General features: G+C 59.8%; 17 protein-coding genes. 11 read left to right on the forward strand and 6 right to left on the reverse strand.

Annotated features, from left to right (window positions below):
- Positions 1-8: 8 nt before the first annotated feature.
- A complete protein-coding gene (locus ACEN2T_RS15735) occupies positions 9-956 on the reverse strand; it encodes a DUF1853 family protein (protein WP_032887077.1) in 948 nt (315 codons plus the stop codon).
- Between the two features lie 156 nt (positions 957-1112).
- Between ACEN2T_RS15735 and ACEN2T_RS15740 the strand changes: the two genes are divergently transcribed.
- From ACEN2T_RS15740 to ACEN2T_RS15775, 8 genes are all read left to right on the forward strand, one after another.
- The gene (locus ACEN2T_RS15740) at positions 1113-2003 is read left to right on the forward strand and encodes an NAD(+) kinase (RefSeq protein WP_032887076.1); all 891 of its coding nucleotides are present in this window, start codon (positions 1113-1115) and stop codon (positions 2001-2003) included.
- Complete coding sequence (locus tag ACEN2T_RS15745; protein WP_371260727.1) at positions 2000-2974, forward strand: metallophosphoesterase; 975 nt, start codon at positions 2000-2002, stop codon at positions 2972-2974. The genes ACEN2T_RS15740 and ACEN2T_RS15745 overlap by 4 nt, the downstream gene beginning before the upstream one ends.
- Positions 2971-3840, forward strand: coding sequence for a rhomboid family intramembrane serine protease (locus ACEN2T_RS15750; protein ID WP_032887072.1), 870 nt, complete (start codon positions 2971-2973; stop codon positions 3838-3840). The genes ACEN2T_RS15745 and ACEN2T_RS15750 overlap by 4 nt, the downstream gene beginning before the upstream one ends.
- A 14-nt stretch (positions 3841-3854) precedes the next feature.
- Positions 3855-4115, forward strand: coding sequence for a YeaC family protein (locus ACEN2T_RS15755; protein ID WP_032887070.1), 261 nt, complete (start codon positions 3855-3857; stop codon positions 4113-4115).
- Positions 4112-4942: a DUF2797 domain-containing protein gene (locus tag ACEN2T_RS15760; RefSeq protein WP_032887068.1), complete on the forward strand. Its 831-nt coding sequence runs from the start codon at positions 4112-4114 to the stop codon at positions 4940-4942. The genes ACEN2T_RS15755 and ACEN2T_RS15760 overlap by 4 nt, the downstream gene beginning before the upstream one ends.
- A 13-nt stretch (positions 4943-4955) precedes the next feature.
- Positions 4956-7613 carry an aminopeptidase N gene (gene pepN / locus ACEN2T_RS15765; protein ID WP_442116966.1) on the forward strand — a complete coding sequence of 886 codons (2658 nt, stop codon included), beginning with the start codon at positions 4956-4958 and terminating at the stop codon, positions 7611-7613.
- Between the two features lie 39 nt (positions 7614-7652).
- Entirely contained in the window at positions 7653-8756 is a 1104-nt protein-coding gene (gene zapE / locus ACEN2T_RS15770) for a cell division protein ZapE (protein ID WP_442116967.1), read from the forward strand.
- Between the two features lie 172 nt (positions 8757-8928).
- Entirely contained in the window at positions 8929-9420 is a 492-nt protein-coding gene (locus tag ACEN2T_RS15775) for a GNAT family N-acetyltransferase (protein WP_095185912.1), read from the forward strand.
- A 100-nt stretch (positions 9421-9520) separates the two neighbouring features.
- Here the strand turns inward: ACEN2T_RS15775 and ACEN2T_RS15780 are convergent, their stop codons facing one another.
- The 4 genes from ACEN2T_RS15780 to ACEN2T_RS15795 all read right to left on the reverse strand — a co-directional run bounded on the left by ACEN2T_RS15780 (position 9521) and on the right by ACEN2T_RS15795 (position 14316).
- Positions 9521-9730, reverse strand: a complete 210-nt coding sequence (locus tag ACEN2T_RS15780; protein WP_442116968.1) for a hypothetical protein — start codon at positions 9728-9730, stop codon at positions 9521-9523.
- A 144-nt stretch (positions 9731-9874) separates the two neighbouring features.
- Entirely contained in the window at positions 9875-12103 is a 2229-nt protein-coding gene (locus tag ACEN2T_RS15785) for a TonB-dependent siderophore receptor (protein ID WP_442116969.1), read from the reverse strand.
- Positions 12104-12217: 114 nt separating this feature from the next.
- Complete coding sequence (locus tag ACEN2T_RS15790; RefSeq protein WP_032887059.1) at positions 12218-13975, reverse strand: phosphoethanolamine transferase CptA; 1758 nt, start codon at positions 13973-13975, stop codon at positions 12218-12220.
- A gap of 161 nt (positions 13976-14136) precedes the next feature.
- On the reverse strand, positions 14137-14316 hold the full coding sequence (locus ACEN2T_RS15795) for a DUF6026 family protein (protein ID WP_256226376.1): 180 nt from the start codon (positions 14314-14316) through the stop codon (positions 14137-14139).
- Between the two features lie 272 nt (positions 14317-14588).
- On the opposite strand from ACEN2T_RS15795, the gene gnd reads away from it, so the two are divergent.
- The 3 genes from gnd to ACEN2T_RS15810 are packed head-to-tail and all read left to right on the forward strand — an operon-like array spanning position 14589 to position 17913.
- On the forward strand, positions 14589-15572 hold the full coding sequence (gene gnd / locus ACEN2T_RS15800) for a phosphogluconate dehydrogenase (NAD(+)-dependent, decarboxylating) (RefSeq protein WP_442116970.1): 984 nt from the start codon (positions 14589-14591) through the stop codon (positions 15570-15572).
- Positions 15569-17092: a glucose-6-phosphate dehydrogenase gene (zwf, locus tag ACEN2T_RS15805; protein ID WP_032887056.1), complete on the forward strand. Its 1524-nt coding sequence runs from the start codon at positions 15569-15571 to the stop codon at positions 17090-17092. The genes gnd and zwf overlap by 4 nt, the downstream gene beginning before the upstream one ends.
- On the forward strand, positions 17089-17913 hold the full coding sequence (locus tag ACEN2T_RS15810) for an HAD family hydrolase (protein ID WP_095185908.1): 825 nt from the start codon (positions 17089-17091) through the stop codon (positions 17911-17913). The genes zwf and ACEN2T_RS15810 overlap by 4 nt, the downstream gene beginning before the upstream one ends.
- Positions 17914-17980: 67 nt before the next feature.
- Here ACEN2T_RS15810 and ACEN2T_RS15815 read toward each other — a convergent pair whose 3' ends face one another.
- Positions 17981-18241: a hypothetical protein gene (locus ACEN2T_RS15815; protein ID WP_032887053.1), complete on the reverse strand. Its 261-nt coding sequence runs from the start codon at positions 18239-18241 to the stop codon at positions 17981-17983.
- Between the last annotated feature and the right edge of the window lie 334 nt (positions 18242-18575).

Genomic DNA, 18575 nt, shown 5'->3' on the forward strand with positions numbered 1-18575 from the left:
ACACTCCATCAGCCAGCCCCTGGCACATTCGGCCAAAGATCCGCCACCAGGAACAACCGCTCGGCTTCCTCCCAATCCTCGCCGCTCTGCACCATGCGCACGAGCAACTGCGCGGGCGCCATCGGATCGAGCTCCCTCAGCCAATGCTGCATCTGTTCTTCACTCCACACTTCATCCGCCGAGTAGTGCGCCGGCGCCAGCCACGCATGCCGGGGCAATGGTTGCCAGCGACCTGGCGCGCTGGCGCTGACAAAATCCTGCCAATCACGCTGATGCAACCAGCGCCCCCGTAAATGCTGCGGATGGGCGCCGTGGGGCGCTTCGGCCAGTCCAGGCCAGGGATAGAGCAAATACCCGCCGAGCCACAAATGCGCATCGAACTGCTGGATATCCAGCGCCGCCAGTGCTTCGCGGCTTTCCGGACGCGCCGAAATAGGCAATTGATGCTGGGCAAGATGCGCCAACTTGCGGTCCAGTCGGTCATGGCAGCCCGGCCCCAGCCACTGCGCCGGGTTCTCGCCATTACCCGCCTGCGGCCCGAGATAGAGCTTGATTGCCAGTTCCAGGTGATGCACGCCATCGCGGTCGCGCAGCAACATGTCCAACTCACCCAGGGTATGCCCGGCGCGGCGGATCGGCAGGTTGGCGGCGAGCAACTCCACGCCCGGCGCATGCTGCACGGCGAATTGCCAAAGTCGCTCGTAGTACAGGCCCAGGCGGCGGGTGCGGGCCAGGCTTAACCAGTGCTGCAAGTCACGGCTGTCCTGGTCCAGTTGCCGCAGCCAGCGTTCCAGACGCTCGGGCGCCTGCACCCAGTCGCTGCCGGCCAGTGGATGGCGCTGCGGCCAAGGCGTCTGCGCGAGCATCGGCGGGGCGAGCACCACCCACGCCAGGTCGCGCACCTCAGGGTGACGCAATTGGCGGGGTAAGCTGTGCAGGTCGGGGAATACGGTCATGGTCCGAGCATAGCCTTTTAATGCGGGCGCAGGATGAGCAGAAGCCCTGAGAACCATTGTCATCAAGGCTTGGCGATGACAAAGGATTTTGTCTGAGGCGGCCTTTCGCCCATAATCGTTTCTTTTTTGCCACACCCCATATCCCGCAGGAGCCCCATGGAGCACTTTCGCAATATCGGCATTATCGGTCGCCTGGGCAGTACCCAGGTGCTGGACACCGTCCGCCGGCTGAAAAAATTCCTGCTGGATCGCCACCTGCACGTGATCCTCGAAGACACCATCGCCGAGATTCTTCCTGGCCACGGCCTGCAAACCTCGTCGCGCAAAATGCTCGGCGAAGTGTGCGACATGGTCATCGTGGTGGGCGGCGACGGTAGCCTGCTCGGTGCCGCGCGGGCGTTGGCGCGGCATAACGTGCCGGTGCTGGGGATCAACCGGGGCAGCCTGGGTTTTCTCACCGATATCCGCCCCGATGAACTGGAAGTCGAAGTGGCCAAGGTGCTCGACGGCCACTACCTGGTGGAAAACCGCTTCCTGTTGCAAGCCGAAGTGCGCCGCCACGGCGAAGCCATCGGCCAGGGCGATGCTCTCAACGATGTGGTGCTTCACCCCGGTAAATCCACGCGGATGATCGAGTTCGAGTTGTACATCGACGGCCAGTTCGTGTGCAGCCAGAAGGCTGACGGCCTGATCGTCGCCACGCCCACCGGTTCCACGGCCTACGCGCTGTCGGCCGGCGGGCCGATCATGCATCCCAAGCTGGATGCCATTGTGATCGTGCCGATGTATCCCCATATGTTGTCGAGCCGACCGATTGTGGTCGATGGCAACAGTGAGCTGAAAATCGTGGTGTCCAAAGACATGCAAATCTACCCGCAGGTTTCCTGTGACGGGCAGAACCACTTCACCTGCGCCCCCGGTGACACCATCACCGTGAGCAAAAAGGCGCAGAAGCTGCGGTTGATCCACCCGCTGGACCACAACTATTACGAAGTGTGCCGCACCAAGTTGGGCTGGGGCAGCCGCTTGGGGGGTGGAGGCGACTGATGCTCGATCCCGCGCGTAGCTACGACCTGATTGGTGACGTGCACGGTTGCGCTCATACCCTTGAGCACTTGCTCGACCAAATGGGTTACCACAAGCAGGGCGGCACCTGGCGCCATCCGTCGCGCATGGCGGTGTTCCTCGGCGATATCATCGACCGTGGCCCACGCATCCGCGAGGCGCTGCATATCGTCCACGACATGGCCGAGGCCGGCCAGGCGCTGTGCATCATGGGCAACCACGAGTTCAACGCTCTGGGCTGGACCACGCCGGCGCCACCGGGCAGTGGCAAGCAGTTCGTGCGTGAGCACAACCCACGGCATGCGCGGTTGATTCAAGAGACCCTGACCCAGTTCGAACACCACCCGGCCGACTGGCACGACTTCCTCGGCTGGTTCTACGACATGCCGCTGTTTGTCGATGCCGGGCGTTTCCGCGTGGTGCATGCGTGCTGGGACGACGGCTTTATCACGCCGCTGCGTGCGACCTTCCCGGATGGCTGCATCGACCAGCACTTCCTGCAGGCCGCTGCCGTCCCTGGCAGTTTTGCCTGCAACGCCTTTGACCGCCTGCTGCGCGGCACCGACATGCGCCTGCCCGATGGCCTGACGCTCACCGGTGGCGACGGTCTGACGCGTTCGTTCTTCCGCACCAAGTTCTGGGAAGACGATCCGAAGACTTACGGCGACATCGTGTTCCAGCCCGACGCACTGCCCGAGCCGGTGGCGCGCACGCCGCTGTCCTCCAGTGAAAAAAATTCACTGCTGCGCTATGGCGTCGACGAGCCGTTGCTGTTCGTCGGCCACTACTGGCGCAGTGGCAAACCGGCGCCGATCCGCGACAACCTGGCTTGCCTGGACTACAGCGCAGTGCTGTACGGCAAGCTGGTGGCGTATCGCCTGGATCAGGAAACCCGCCTCGATCCACGTAAATTCGTATGGGTCGATGTTGAGCGGCCCGAGGTCATCACATGAGTACCGTGGCTGTACTGCGCCTGCCCTTGAGTGTCGATCTGGGCGGCTTCGTCAAACTGCTGCAACGCATGCAAGTGCCCCATCGCGTCAGCGAAGAGGCGGGCGAGCAGGTGTTGTGGGTGCCCGAGACCATCAGCGACGACGTGCGCGTGCTGTACCAGCGGTTTCCCGCCGGTGACCCCGACCAGCAACTGGATATCCCTGAACAGGCGCCGATGACGCGTCCGAGTTTTGCCCAGCAAGTGCGTCACAGCCCGGTTACGGCGTCTGTGCTGCTGGCGAGCATTATCGTCGGCGCACTGACCTTGCTGGGGGACAACCTGCAAGCCGTCGCCTGGCTGACGTTTTTGCCGTTCCGCATCCTGGGCGAGTACATCCAATTCACGCCGCTGGCCGACAGTTTGGCGTCGGGGCAGTGGTGGCGGTTGGTTACGCCGATGTTGATCCACTTCGGCATCCTGCACCTGGCCATGAACGGCATGTGGTACTGGGAACTGGGACGGCGTATCGAAGCACGCCAGGGCAGTGTCAACTTGCTCGGTTTGACCGTGCTGTTCAGCCTGGTCTCCAACTACGCTCAATACGCTTACGGTGGCCCCGGTTTGTTCGGCGGGTTGTCGGGCGTGCTGTATGGCCTGCTCGGGCATTGCTGGATCTTTCATTTACTCTCGCCGAATCCGGCTTATCGCCTGCCCCGTGGCGTGCTGGCGATGATGCTGATTTGGCTGGTGCTCTGCATGTCGGGGCTGGTCTCTATGATCGGCTTCGGCGAAATCGCCAACGCAGCCCACGTGGGCGGCCTGGTTATCGGTTGCCTCACCGGTTTGCTGGGTGGGCTGTACAGCCGCCGCAAATCGTCTATTTGATAAGGAAGAGCCTAATGTCCTCTTTTGCTGAAATGATCGAAAACATCACCCCGGACATCTACGAGAGCCTCAAGCTCGCCGTGGAAATCGGCAAGTGGTCCGATGGCCGCAAGCTCACCGCCGAACAGCGTGAACTGTCCCTGCAAGCGATGATCGCCTGGGAAATCCAGAACCTGCCGGAAGACCAGCGCACCGGCTACATGGGCCCGCAGGAATGCGCGTCCAAATCCGAGCCGGTGGCGAACATCCTGTTCAAGTCGGATGCGATCCATTGATTGAAATTGGTCGCGGTGCAGTCAGCAAAATGTCGGCGCAACTCGGTGAGCCGACCGTTCAATACGCGTTTCGCCTGGGCGAGACCGAGGTGCCGGTCAACCCATTGATCGGTACCCACATCCGCCTGGAGTACCTCGGCGCCATCCATTGCAGCCATTGCGGCCGCAAGACCAAGACCAGCTTCAGCCAGGGTTATTGCTACCCGTGCATGACCAAGCTGGCCCAGTGCGACCTGTGCATCATGAGCCCCGAGCGTTGCCATTACGACGCTGGCACCTGCCGTGATCCAGGCTGGGGCGAGAAATTTTGCATGACCGACCACGTGGTTTACCTGGCCAATTCGTCGGGGATCAAGGTCGGCATCACGCGCGCCACCCAACTGCCGACGCGCTGGCTGGACCAGGGCGCGAGCCAGGCGTTGCCGATCCTGCGAGTTGCCACGCGCCAGCAGTCCGGCTTCGTCGAAGACGTGCTGCGCAGCCAGGTGGCCGACAAGACCAACTGGCGTGCATTGCTCAAGGGCGACGCGCAACCCGTAGACCTCAAGCAGGTGCGTGACGAACTGTTCGCCTCCTGCGCCGAAGGCTTGGAAAACCTGCAGGAACGCTTTGGCCTGCAAGCCATCCAACCGGTGACCGACATCGAGCCGATTGAGATTCGCTACCCGGTGGAGCAGTATCCGGCCAAGATCGTCAGCTTCAACCTGGACAAGAACCCGATTGCCGAAGGCACGCTGCTGGGGATCAAGGGCCAATACCTGATCTTCGACACCGGCGTTATCAATATTCGTAAGTACACGGCCTACCAGCTCGCCGTGCACCAGTAGAAGGATGCCACCCATGCGCACCGAACAACCGAAGATGATTTACCTGAAGGATTATCAGGCGCCGGACTACCTGATCGATGAGACGCACCTGACCTTCGAGTTGTTCGAGGACCACAGCCTGGTCCACGCGCAGCTGGTGATGCGCCGTAACCCCGAGCGTGGCGCGGGCCTGCCGCCGTTGGTGCTCGATGGCCAGCAGCTGGAGCTGGTGAGCGTGAACCTGGCCGACCAGGAACTGACGGACGCTGACTACCAACTGACTGATAGCCACCTGACCGTGCACCCGACGGCGGCGACCTTTACCCTCGATACCACGGTCAAGACCCACCCGGAAACCAATACCGCTCTGGAAGGCCTGTACAAATCCGGCAGCATGTTTTGCACCCAATGCGAGGCCGAAGGCTTCCGCAAAATCACCTATTACCTCGACCGCCCGGATGTGATGAGCACCTTCACCACCACGGTGATCGCCGAGCAGCACAGCTACCCGGTGCTGCTGTCCAACGGCAACCCGATTGCCAGCGGCCCCGGTGAAGACGGCCGCCACTGGGCGACCTGGGAAGACCCGTTCAAGAAACCCGCCTATCTGTTTGCCCTGGTGGCCGGAGATTTGTGGTGCGTCGAAGACAGCTTCACCACCATGACCCAGCGCGAAGTGGCGCTGCGCATCTACGTCGAGCCAGAAAACATCGACAAGTGCCAGCACGCCATGACCAGCCTGAAGAAATCCATGCGCTGGGACGAAGAAACCTATGGCCGTGAGTACGACCTCGACATCTTCATGATCGTCGCGGTGAACGACTTCAACATGGGCGCCATGGAGAACAAGGGTCTCAATATCTTCAACTCCAGCGCCGTGCTGGCCCGCGCCGAAACCGCCACCGATGCCGCGCACCAGCGCGTCGAGGCCATCGTCGCCCACGAATACTTCCACAACTGGTCGGGCAACCGCGTGACCTGCCGCGACTGGTTTCAGCTGTCGCTCAAGGAAGGCTTCACCGTGTTCCGCGACTCCGGCTTCTCGGCTGACATGAACTCGGCCACGGTCAAGCGTATCCAGGACGTGGCATACCTGCGGACCCACCAGTTCGCCGAAGACGCCGGCCCGATGGCCCATGCGGTGCGCCCGGACAGCTTTATCGAGATCTCCAACTTCTACACCCTAACTGTTTACGAAAAGGGTTCGGAAGTGGTCGGCATGATCCACACCTTGCTGGGCGCCGAAGGCTTCCGTAAAGGCAGCGACCTGTACTTCGAGCGCCACGACGGCCAGGCCGTGACCTGCGACGATTTCATCAAGGCCATGGAAGACGCCAACGGCGCCGACCTGAGCCAGTTCAAGCGCTGGTACAGCCAGGCCGGTACACCGCGTCTGGCGGTGAGCGAGTCGTACGATGCCGCGGCGAAGACCTACAGCCTGACCTTCCGCCAGAGCTGCCCGGCAACCCCGGACAAGGTCGAGAAACTGCCGTTCGTGATTCCAGTTGAGCTGGGCTTGCTGGACGGGAAGGGCGCCGGTATCGCCTTGCGCCTGGCCGGTGAAGCAGCGGCGGGCGGTACGTCCCGCGTGATTTCGGTGACTGAGGCCGAGCAGACGTTCACGTTTGTCGACATCGCTGAACAGCCGTTGCCGTCGCTGCTGCGCGGCTTCTCGGCGCCGGTGAAACTGAGCTTCCCGTACAACCGCGATCAGTTGATGTTCCTGATGCAACACGACAGCGACGGCTTCAACCGTTGGGATGCCGGCCAGCAACTGTCGGTGCAGGTGTTGCAGGAACTGATTGGCCAGCATCAGGCGGGCCAGGCGCTGAAAATGGATCAACGCCTGATCGACGCGCTGCGTACGGTACTGAGCGACGAAAGCCTGGACCAGGCGATGGTCGCGGAAATGCTCTCGTTGCCGGGCGAAGCCTACCTGACAGAAATCAGCGAAGTGGCGGATGTGGATGCGATCCACGCCGCACGCGAATTTGCACGCAAGCAACTGGCCGACAACTTGTTCGAAGGGCTGTGGCTGCGTTATCAGGCCAATCGCGACCTGTCCAAGCAAACCCCATATGTGGCAGCGGCCGAGCACTTTGCCCGTCGCGCCTTGCAGAACATCGCCCTGTCGTACCTGATGCTCAGCGGCAAGCCTGAGGTGTTGGCGGCCACCCTGGAGCAGTTCGACACCAGTGACAACATGACCGAGCGTCTGACCGCGCTGGCGGTGCTGGTGAACTCGCCGTTCGAGGCGGAAAAAGCCCAGGCGTTGGCGGTGTTTGCCGAGAACTTCAAGGACAACCCGTTGGTGATGGACCAGTGGTTCAGTGTGCAGGCCGGCAGCACCTTGCCGGGCGGGCTGGCGCGGGTCCAGGCGTTGATGGAACACCCGGCGTTCACGCTCAAAAACCCGAACAAAGTGCGTGCACTGATCGGCGCCTTTGCCGGGCAGAACCTAATCAACTTCCATGCGGCGGATGGCTCCGGCTACCGCTTCCTGGCGGATCTGGTGATCCAGTTGAATGGCTTCAACCCGCAGATTGCGTCGCGCCAGTTGGCGCCGTTGACCCGCTGGCGTAAATACGACAGCGCGCGACAGGCGCTGATGAAGGCCGAGCTGGAGCGCATTCGTGGTTCGGGCGAGCTGTCGAGCGATGTGTTCGAGGTGGTCAGTAAGAGCCTTGCGTAAGTTCGAAGGTTAAGAAAACGGCCTGTCAGGAGTGCGTGCATGACTTTCGACTCGCCTCTCGCTGCCTATCAACACGCCATCGCCCAGCAGGGCTTCGTCTCTGACGATGCCCAGCGGCGGGCGGTGGATGCCCTTCAAGCCTGCCATGAGGCTCTGCACCAAGGGCGTGCGCCGGTCACCGGTGTCTACCTGTGGGGGCCGGTGGGTCGGGGCAAAACCTGGTTGATGGACCAGTTCTACCAGAGCCTGCGAGTGCCGGCGCGGCGTCAGCACTTTCATCACTTCATGGGGTGGGTGCATCAGCGTTCATTCGAGCTTACTGGCACCGCCGACCCGTTGCAGGCCCTGGCGCGAGAGCTGAGCCAGGCAGTGCGCGTACTCTGCTTTGACGAGTTGTTCGTCAATGACATCGGGGACGCGATTATCCTGGGTCGGTTGTTCCAGGTGATGTTCGAGGAAGGTGTGGTGATGGTCTGCACCTCCAACCAGCCTCCCGACCAACTGTATGCCGATGGCTTCAACCGCGAACGGTTTTTGCCGGGTATCGCAGCGGTCAAGCAGCATATGCGGGTGGTGGCGGTGGACGGCGGTGAAGATCATCGTTTGCATCCAGGTGTCGGCATGCAGCGTTATTGGGTGAATCAGCCCGAGGCGCTTGCGACTGTCTTCACGCAATTGGCAGAAGGGCAGGTGGTGAGCCACGAGCCGGTCGTTGTCGGTCACCGTAGCATCGTGACGGTGCGGTCCAGTGACAGCGTGCTCTGGTGTCGTTATGCCGACCTGTGCGAACAACCCTTGGCCGCTATGGACTTCATGCTGCTGTGTGATCGCTTCAAGGCGATTTTACTTGGCGAGGTGCCTGACCTGAGTGCGCAGCAGCGCCCGGGCCGGATTGCCCGAGGCACCGAAGACGGCGCCCAGCGGGTGGTGGCGGGTGATCGCGAATTGCCGCAGTTGTCGGTGCACGACGACAGCGTGCGTCGGTTCATCGCCCTGGTGGATGAGTGCTACGACCGCAAGGTGCCCCTGTTCATCGAGGCCCGAGTGCCGCTGGAGCGCCTCTATACCCAGGGCTACCTGGAGTTTCCCTTCCGCCGCACCCTGAGCCGGCTGCAGGAAATGCAATTGCAGCGTTTCGGCTAAGGCGTGCAGGGCAACCTCCTAAATCTGCCGCCAGCGCTTTTTCGTCGCCATGAACCTCGCGCTTTCTGGCAGATATTTGTAGTTTTTCTCCTTCATCTACCGCCGACTCCACGCTTACAATCGAGCCCCTCAAAGGGAGCCGATTCCCTTGTTGTCGTGATCGAGGAAGGCAATGGAAACCCCAGATATCCTGGTGCTGCAAGCCAGCTACACCAACCCCGTGCACGCTGAAGCCATAGGCCGCGTGCTCAACCACTACGCACAAGACCCCATGGGCGGAAGCCATAGCCTGCCCGCTGACCTTCTAGAGCAACTGCCGGCCGAATTGGCCAAGCGCCCCCATGCCTTCAGTGTGCTGGCGTTCGTCGGCGGCGTGCCAGCGGGGCTGGTGAATTGTTTTGAAGGGTTCTCCACCTTTGCCTGCCGTCCACTGGTCAACATTCATGACGTGGTGGTGATGAATGAGTTCCGCGGCCTGGGCCTGAGTCAGAAAATGCTGCAAAAGGTCGAGGAAATTGCCCGCCAGCGCGGTTGCTGCAAGATCACCTTGGAGGTGCTTGAGGGTAATGCTATCGCTCAGTCGGCGTATCGAAAGTTTGGTTTTGATGATTCAAAGTTTGATCCGGCTCATGGCCGTATGCTGTTCTGGAACAAGCCGCTTTAATAAATAACAGGCAAAAAAAGGGCGCCATTAAATGGCGCCCAATAAACCTTTGCCAACGGAGCGGAATGGCCCAGGGTGTTGCGGATTAACTAAACATTAATTAACTCTTCGGTTGTTCCTGATTGGTGGTGCTGGTCTTGGAAGACGTGTCGTCGGCGGATGCTGTTTGCTCGTTAGTGCCGTGAACCTTCTGCAGCATGAAGGTGAAGTTGTTGTAGTACTCCTTCGCGCGCTCCGAGCCATCTTCTGCAAAAGCGGCGGCGGAGGCTAGGGTCATCAGGCTGGCAAGCATCAAAGTCGAGAGTTTCATCGGGGTATTCTCATTAAGTGTGATCGGTTATCCGTTCTGTCCTTGAGCAGATTCATGGGGCGATTTTGCAGCGATCTTATTAAGTGGGAATTAACTCGAGAAACGTCCGAAGTTAACAATTTCGTTAACTTCGGGTTGTGCGCTTTAAAGTCTCCAGTCCAAGGCCAACGTAATGGCGCGCGGGTCACCCCAGTACACGCCGTTATAGAAGCCGACACGCTCGTAATATTTTTTATCAAACAGGTTGTTGACGTTAAGCGACGCTGAAACATGGTCGTCGAATTGATAGCGGGACATGAGGTTAACCACGGTGTAGGCCTGCTGCGTGATTTTTGCCCGGGTGGTGATCGGGTCGCCATCGGTATCGCGCGCACCGGTCGGTCGATTGCTGAAATCATAGAAATCGCTTTGCCAGTTCACGGCGCCGCCGACGGTGAGGTTGCGCCATGTACCCGGCAGGCGGTAAGCGCTGGATACTTTCAGCAGGTTCAGCGGCTGACCCGTGTTATTGCGGTTGCCCGAACCGTTGACCGAATGGGTGTAGGTGTAGCCTGCCGTGAGGTTCCAGTCGGGCATCACTTCCCCGGACGCTTCCAGTTCGAAGCCGTTCACTTTGTTGCCTTTGCCGCCTGACTTGTAATATTCCTCGCCGGTCCTTGGGTTGCGTGGCACCGAGTAATCGCGCTCGGCAACGTTGTCCTGAGTACTCCAGAAATACGCCGCCGCCAGGTTCAGGCGCTCTTGCAGCACACTCCCCTTGATGCCCACTTCGTAGTTGCTGCCCACCACCGGCTCAAGGAATTTCTTGTTGGCATCCTTGAGGCTTTGGGGTTTGAAAATATCGGTGTAGCTGGCGTAGACGGTGTACTCCGGTGTTATGTCGTAAAGCAGCCCGGCATAGGGCGTCCACATGTCGTTGTGGGTCTGGCTGGTTTTGCCGGCGGCGGTCAGTTGGTCGTTGTCGTCGTATCGGGGGGCTGCGCTTTTCAGTTCCCAACTGCCATAGCGGCTGCCCAGTACCGCATGCAGGCGGTCGGTGAGACTCAGTCGCGTGGCCAGGTAGCCGGCCTTCTGTTCCTTGCTGCTGTGTTCGCCTTTGAGGCCGGTGACGGTGTCGCCGAACTTAGCGATCCCGCCCATGTATTTCCAGTCTTCAATGCTGTAGTAGCCGGCTGGGATGTTCTCGCGCATAAATGGCGAACTGTCCCGTTGCGCGGCCTCGCCGTAGCCCATCATCAAGGCGTGTTCGCGGCCCAGTAACTGATAGCTGCCGGCCAGGTTGAGGTCGATGGCTTCCATCCGCGAGGTGCCGCGCATGTGGCTCGCCCAGGCACTCATGCCGCTGCGGTCGTCGTTGGGGAAACCCGAGCCGCCGTAGTAGACCTTGCCATCTGTGTCGCTCTGGCGATGGGTGTAGGCGGCTTTGATATGCCAATCGCCACCCAGTCGATGTTCGAGGGTCGCGAAAGTGGTCTTGTCCGTCAGCGGCCAGGAACTCCAGTGCGCGGCCATGTTGGTGGAGCGCGACAGCCCGGCCTTGCCGCCCTGGCTGTTCCAGTACGGCACGGTGCCCCAGGAAGTGCCCTGGACTTGTTTGTTCTGGTAATCAAAACCTACGGCCAGCACGGTGTCGTCTGACAGATCGCCTTCGAGAATGCCGTAGCCGACCTCCCGCTGTAGCTCATAGTTGTCACGGAAGGATTGGCTGTCGCGATAGGCCAGCACGGTACGCCCGCGCAACTTGCCGTCGAATGCCAGCGGGCCGCCCACGTCCACGTAGCTGTAATAGTTGTCATGGCTGCCCGCGCTTACGCCGGTTTTCGCCTGCCACTGGGCGGTGGGGCGCTTGCGTACCATGTTGATAGTGGCTGAAGGGTCGCCCGCTCCGGTGGTCAGGCCCGTGGCGCCGCGCACCACTTCGATGTGGTCGTAGATGATGGTGTCAGCGTCGGACTTCATGTAGCCGAAGGTGTTGAGCATCCCATCAATCTGGAAATTGGTGATGCCATAGCCGCGAGAGGAGTAGGACACGCGGTCTGAGTCGTTGTGCTGCACGTTGATACCCGTGGTCTGGCGCAGCACGTCGGTCAAGGTATTGAGATTGAAATCGTCCATCTGCTGGCGCGTGATCACCGAAATCGACTGCGGGGTTTCTTTCACGGACAGGTTGAGGCGGGTGGCGGTGCTCATCGAACCGGTGGTGTAGGCACCGGTGTGCTCAGTGGTCGCGCCCAGGCCTTCGGCGGTGATGCGGGTGGCGCCGAGTTCGAGTTGGGTCTGTTCGGGGTCGGTTTCAGCCAGCAGGTCCGGGCTCAGCGCGGCGCTGCACAGGCCGAGCGTGAGGGTCATGGAACGGGTAATTGGCGCGAACATCGCGTGAGACTCCTTGTCGTCTTTGCGGCCACCCCGGAAAGGGAAGGCCTTGGCTCAAAGACGAAAGGAGGAGCGGAACTTTAGGGTTAAACGAGAATGATTGTTATCTTTCTGTTACGAACCTGGCGCTTCCTGAAGCACCACATCGGTCGGGCCAACCTTCTTCGGCTTGATCAGGCTGAAGTCGATCAGGGCCTTCTGCTGGCGCAAGTACGGGTTGCCGATCAGTTGCGGACGTGCTTTGAAACTGTCGCTCACCAGGCTTTTGCTGCGGTCGATTTCATCGGAGCTCAGCCCGGCCAGGTCGGCCCAGGTGTGGATCAACTGCGAGCTGGTGTAAGGGCGTTGCAGATCGCCGGCGAAACTCCAGTCATGGCTCTCACGCCATTTCGGCGAGGCATAGGCCATGAAGGGAATGGTGTACATCGGCGCAGTCGGTTTGCCTTCGTTACGCCCCAGTGTGGCGTGGCCGGCGGAGTCGAATACGTCTTCACCGTGGTCGGACAGGTATAGCAGGAAGCCGTTTGGATCGGTCTTGGCGTAATCCTTGATCAGGCTCGACACCACGAAGTCGTTATACAGCACGGCATTGTCGTAGCTGTTGTAGGTGGGCAATTGATCATCGCTGATGCCTGCCGGTACGCCTTGGCGATCGGTGAATTTGTCGAACGTCGGCGGGTAGCGGTACTGGTAACTCATGTGGGTGCCGAGCAGGTGCACCACAATGAACTTGCGCTCCGCTGGATCGGCCAGGGCCTTGGAGAATGGCGCGAGGACGTCACCGTCGTATTGGCGTGCGTTCTGGTTGCGGTTGTTGTTCAGGTACACCTGTTCGTCGGCCTGTTCGGAAAAGGTCGTGAGCATGGTGTTGCGCTTGGTCATGGTCTGCTGGTTGGTGATCCAGTAAGTCTTGTAGCCGGCCTGTTTCATCACGCTGACAATCGACGGGGTTTTCAGGTACAGGTCCGGGTTCTCTTCATCGGCGAACGTCAGCACCTGTTGCAGCGCTTCGATGGTGTAGGGGCGCGGGGTGATGACGTTGTCGAACACCGCCAGTTGGTCGCGCAGCTTGTCCAGTTCCGGCGTGGTGTTGCGCGGGTAACCGTAGAGGCTCATGCGCTGGCGGTTGGTGGATTCGCCGATGACCAGCACCAGGGTCGAGGGCTGGCCGGCCATGGTGTCCTTGAGATTGGTCAAGGGCGCAATCTGGCTGGCGCTGTCGAGCATGCCTTGCATGTTGTCGAGTTGTTCGGTGTAGCGGCGATAGGCGACGATCATCTGCCAAGGCACTGCAGGCTCGATGCGCGATTCAAAGCGGTCGATGGCGTCGTCCAGGGTGTCGCTGCGGGCAATTTGCTTGACCAGCGGGTATCCGACAATGGCCACCAGGATCGCCGTTGCCGCCACCAGGGCTTGGCCGCGCGGCAGGTACACCGGTCGCACGCGGGTCCACAGGAAAACCGCGACGGCGGTGTGGGCAATAAAGGCCAGCACGATCCACCAAGCGAAGTATTGGGTGGCGTATTCACCGGCTTCAGAGATGTTCGACTCGAACATGATGAAGATGACGCTTTGGGAAAACTCCTGCTGGTAAATGAAGAAGTAACCCAGGCTTGCCATGGAGCAGGCCCACAGCACCACGCCAATCAGGGCGGCGAGCAAGCGCGTACGGCGTGGGAAAACGAGCAGGGGGGCGAGCCACAGTGCGCTCATGAAGAACGCTTGGCGAAAACCACTGAAGCCGGACGTGCCGCTGAGCTGGATCAGCAGTTGTGTGATGCCGGAGAAGTACCAGAAAAACAGGAATAGCCAGCCAAGACCGGCCCAATCAAAGCCTTTCGCAGACTTAGTGCTGCGTTCGAACATCGCCATCCAGCGCTCCAACCCGGTAGTTTTTCAATCACGCGCAGGGCTGCGCGCAATAGAGGCCACCCTTGCATTGGGGTGGCCCTTGTGGGCGGGAGTATCGGGAAGTGCGTGTGAAAACTTTGTGAGATTTGTGTAGCCGTTATCTTACAAAGTCATTACAGGGCTCAGCAGAGCGCAGGTTGCGCGCCGTAAGGCTGATCCAGCTGGGCTTGAATGATATGAGCACGCAGGCGCATGACCTCCTGCTGCAACTGCTCGCGTTCGTCTTTCAACTGGCGCAGTTCATCGCGACGGAGCGTGACGTAGAGGGTCTGGGGAGGACGGGTCATCTGTGCAGTGCTCATTGCTTACCTCGCAAATAGCCGGTGTGTCGCGGTGTGCCAGAACGCTTGAGTCGAGGTTCTCGGCAACAGTCGGAAGCAATTCTGAATTCTTTTTCAGCGCAATGGAACTTTTTTATTTTTGGTGGTCCTGTGACTTTTGGTGCTGTGATGCTGAAACGATGGCAACTTTTTTGTCATGAAACTACATGGATCTGCCCCTGACTAACCCTCATTAGCCTCATTGCGCTATAAACTATGTCACACATTTATTTAGTAGTTAGGAGCATCAGCACATGCAACTGGGGATTATCGGACTAGGCCGCATGGGCGGGAATATTGCACGGCGCCTGATGCTCAATGGGCATACCACCGTTGTTTTCGACCGTAACGAAGCATTTGTCAAAGGCTTGAGCGAGGAGGGCGCCACTGGCGTTGCCGACTTGAAAGCCCTGGTTGCCGAGCTGCAAAAGCCTCGCGCCGTGTGGGTGATGTTGCCAGCAGGCGACCCCACTGAAAACACCATCAATGAACTCAGTGAGCTGCTCGAAGACGGTGACGTGATCATCGACGGCGGCAACACCAACTATAAGGATGACGTTCGTCGCGGCAAGGCGTTGGCGCAAAAGGGCCTGCACTACGTTGATGTCGGCACCTCTGGCGGCGTCTGGGGCCTGGAACGCGGCTATTGCATGATGATCGGTGGCGATACCGAAACCGTGCAACGCCTTGACCCTATCTTCGCCGCGCTGGCACCGGGCCTGGGCAATATCCCGCGCACCAAGGACCGTTCCGCCTCCGCAGATCCGCGCGCCGAGCAGGGTTATATCCACGCCGGTCCTGCGGGTTCCGGGCATTTCGTCAAGATGATCCACAACGGCATCGAGTACGGAATGATGCAGGCCTTCGCCGAAGGCTTTGACATCCTCAAGACCAAGAACTCGGACAACCTGCCGGAAGACCAGCGTTTCGACCTTAACGTTGCCGATATCGCCGAAGTCTGGCGCCGTGGCAGTGTGGTTTCGTCCTGGTTGCTGGACCTGACCGCCGACGCCCTGGCCACCGACCCTAAACTTGAAGGCTACTCGGGTTCCGTCGCCGACAGTGGCGAAGGCCGCTGGACCATCGAAGCCGCCATGGAACAAGCCGTGCCGGTACCGGTGCTGTCCACCTCGTTGTTCGCGCGGTTCCGCTCGCGCCAGCAGAGCACCTACGGTGACAAGATGCTGTCTGCCATGCGCTTCGGCTTTGGTGGTCATGTGGAGACTTCCAAAAAATGACCGCTAACGGCAAGAAACCCAAGGCCGAACCCGCACCTCCAACCACGCTGTTTCTGTTTGGCGCCCATGGCGATCTGGTCAAGCGCCTGCTCATGCCGGCGCTGTACAACCTCAGTCGTGATGGCCTGTTGGGCGATGGGCTGCGCATTGTGGGCGTTGATCACAACGCCATCAGCGATGCCGACTTCGCCAAGAAACTCGAGGATTTCATTCGCACCGAGGCTGCGAGCAAGGTCAAGGGTAATGGCGAGAACGCTTTGGACCCGGACTTGTGGGCGCAGTTGGCCAAAGGCATCAGCTACGTCGAGGGTGATTTCCTCGACGACAGCACCTACGCCGACATCGGCAAGAAAATCGCCGACAGCGGCACCGGCAACGCTGTGTTCTACCTGGCCACTGCGCCCCGCTTCTTCAGTGAAGTGGTGCAGCGCCTGGGCAGTGCCGGATTGTTGACGGAGACTGATGACAGCTTCCGGCGTGTGGTGATCGAAAAGCCGTTCGGCTCCGACCTCGCCACCGCCGAAGCGCTGAACGCCAGCTTGCTCAAGGTGATGAGCGAGAAGCAGATCTACCGCATTGACCATTATCTGGGTAAGGAAACCGTACAGAACATCCTGATCAGCCGTTTCTCCAACGTGCTGTTCGAGGCGTTCTGGAACAACCATTACATTGATCATGTGCAAATCACCGCCGCCGAAACCGTTGGTGTGGAAACCCGGGGTAATTTCTTCGAAAAAACCGGCACCCTGCGGGACATGGTGCCGAACCACCTGTTCCAGTTGTTGGCGATGGTGGCCATGGAGCCGCCCGCCGCATTTGGTGCCGACGCTGTGCGCGGTGAAAAGGCCAAGGTAATTGGCGCGGTACGGCCTTGGTCCCTGGAAGATGCCCGGGCCAACTCGGTGCGTGGGCAGTACACCGCTGGCGAAATCGGCGGCAAGTCGTTGCCGGGCTACCGGGAAGAAGCCAACGTCGCGCCCGACAGCAGCACCGAGACGTTCGTTGCCCTCAAGGTGATGATCGACAACTGGCGCTGGGTCGGTGTGCCGTTCTACCTGCGTACCGGTAAGCGCATGAGCGTGCGCGACACCGAAATCGTGATCTGCTTTAAACCGGCGCCTTATGCGCAGTTCCGCGATACCGAGGTTGATGAGCTCAAGCCCACCTACCTGAAAATCCAGATCCAGCCCAACGAAGGCATGTGGTTTGACCTGCTGGCTAAAAAGCCAGGGCCGACCCTCGATATGGCCAACATTCAGTTGGGCTTTGCCTACAAGGACTTCTTCGAGATGCAACCGTCGACCGGGTACGAAACCCTGATCTACGACTGCATGACCGGCGATCAGACCTTGTTCCAGCGGGCCGACAATATCGAGAACGGCTGGCGTGCCGTGCAGCCATTTCTCGATGCGTGGAAGGAAGACGATGGAATCCAGGCTTACAAGGCCGGTGAAGACGGTCCTGCTGCTGCAGATGCGTTGCTGGCCCGCGATGGTCGCACTTGGCACACCCTTGGATGAGTGATGCCGCGATTCATCCCATCCGTTTCATCCTCAGCGACGTGGACGGCACGTTGCTGCACCCAGATCACCGTCTGAGCCAGCGTACGGTCGATGCGGTCAGTGCGTTGCGCGAGGCGGGGGTGTTTTTCAGCCTCGCCAGCGGGCGACCGCCCAAAGCCATGCTGCACCTGATCGAGACCTTCGGGATCGATGTGCCGGTAGCCGGTTTTAACGGCGGTACCTTGATCAACCCGGATGGCAGCATCCTGGTTGCCCACCATCTGCCGGCGGAGGCGGCGCTGGTCGCACTGGCGATGTTCTCGGCCGAGCCGGACGTGGAACCATGGGTATTTGCCGACGGTGATTGGCTGCGCCGTGGCCCGCCAGGCCCGATGGAACCGCGCGAAGCCCATGGCCTGGGGTATGGGCCAGTGGTGGTGGAGAGTTTCGAGCCGTACCTGGATCGGATCGACAAGATCGTCGCCGCCAGCAACAACGCGCAGTTGTTGGTGGAACTGGAGGCGCGTTTACAGCCCAAGGTGCAAGGCCTGGCGCAGGTATCGCGTTCGCAACCGATTTATCTGGATGTGACGGCCATGCTGGCCAATAAAGGCGAGGCCTTGAAGACCCTGGCGGCGCACCTTGGGGTCCCGCTGGAGCAGACGGCGGCCATCGGCGATGGGGGAAATGACCCGGCGATGTTTCAGGTAGCCGGATTATCGATTGCCATGGGGCAGGCGGAAGAAACCGTCAAGCGCCAGGCCAATGTGGTCACCGGTAGTAATATTGATGACGGTGCTGCAGAGGCAATCGAGCGGTTTATTCTCGCCGCGCGATAAACGTCTTAAGTTCAGTTGCCCAACTTCCGATCAGTGTCTTGCAGTGATCGGAAGTTGGTGCAGCAACTTACTTAGGCATGGCCCAGGACTGCAACTGGTAGCCATCTTTGTCGAGTTCGGCACGGGCCTGCAACAGCAGGTCTTCCAATTGCGCCGGGTCGCTGTAGGTGTTCGATGACAGTTGTTTGCTGCCAATACGGGTATTGGTGCGGTCGATGACGCTCAGGCTCAAGGCGCCGTTGCCATCGTGCCAAGCCACGCACTGAAAGGGCTGAAAAGCACGGTCTGCGATCAAAAGAGCTTCGTTGATGCGGAGCGGGGCGTTCATGTGGGTCTCTCTCTAAATGCCCATTCAAGTGAGTACCGGCGGTTGGGCTGACCGTGCGGCGGGTTACTTGTACTGATGCACGATGACGGGGTACGGGTCACATGTTAGAGCAACAAATTTTAACTTTTCCTGATGACTGTCATGTAAGCGGCTGTTTTGAAAGCTGAATGAAAGTTTTAGCCGTGCCCAACTTTTTTTGATGGACGCGACAGTGGGTGGCTTTTTGCCCGCACTTATAGCGAAACGGTACAAGGCCCGCGTCAAGATTTTGCTAGTGTTAGCGCTGAGCGCCACAAACCGTTGTTTCTAAATAACTTTACCTCCAGCAATCAAC

The organism is Pseudomonas sp. W22_MBD1_FP4, from assembly GCF_052113765.1.
Classification (GTDB): domain Bacteria; phylum Pseudomonadota; class Gammaproteobacteria; order Pseudomonadales; family Pseudomonadaceae; genus Aquipseudomonas; species Aquipseudomonas sivasensis.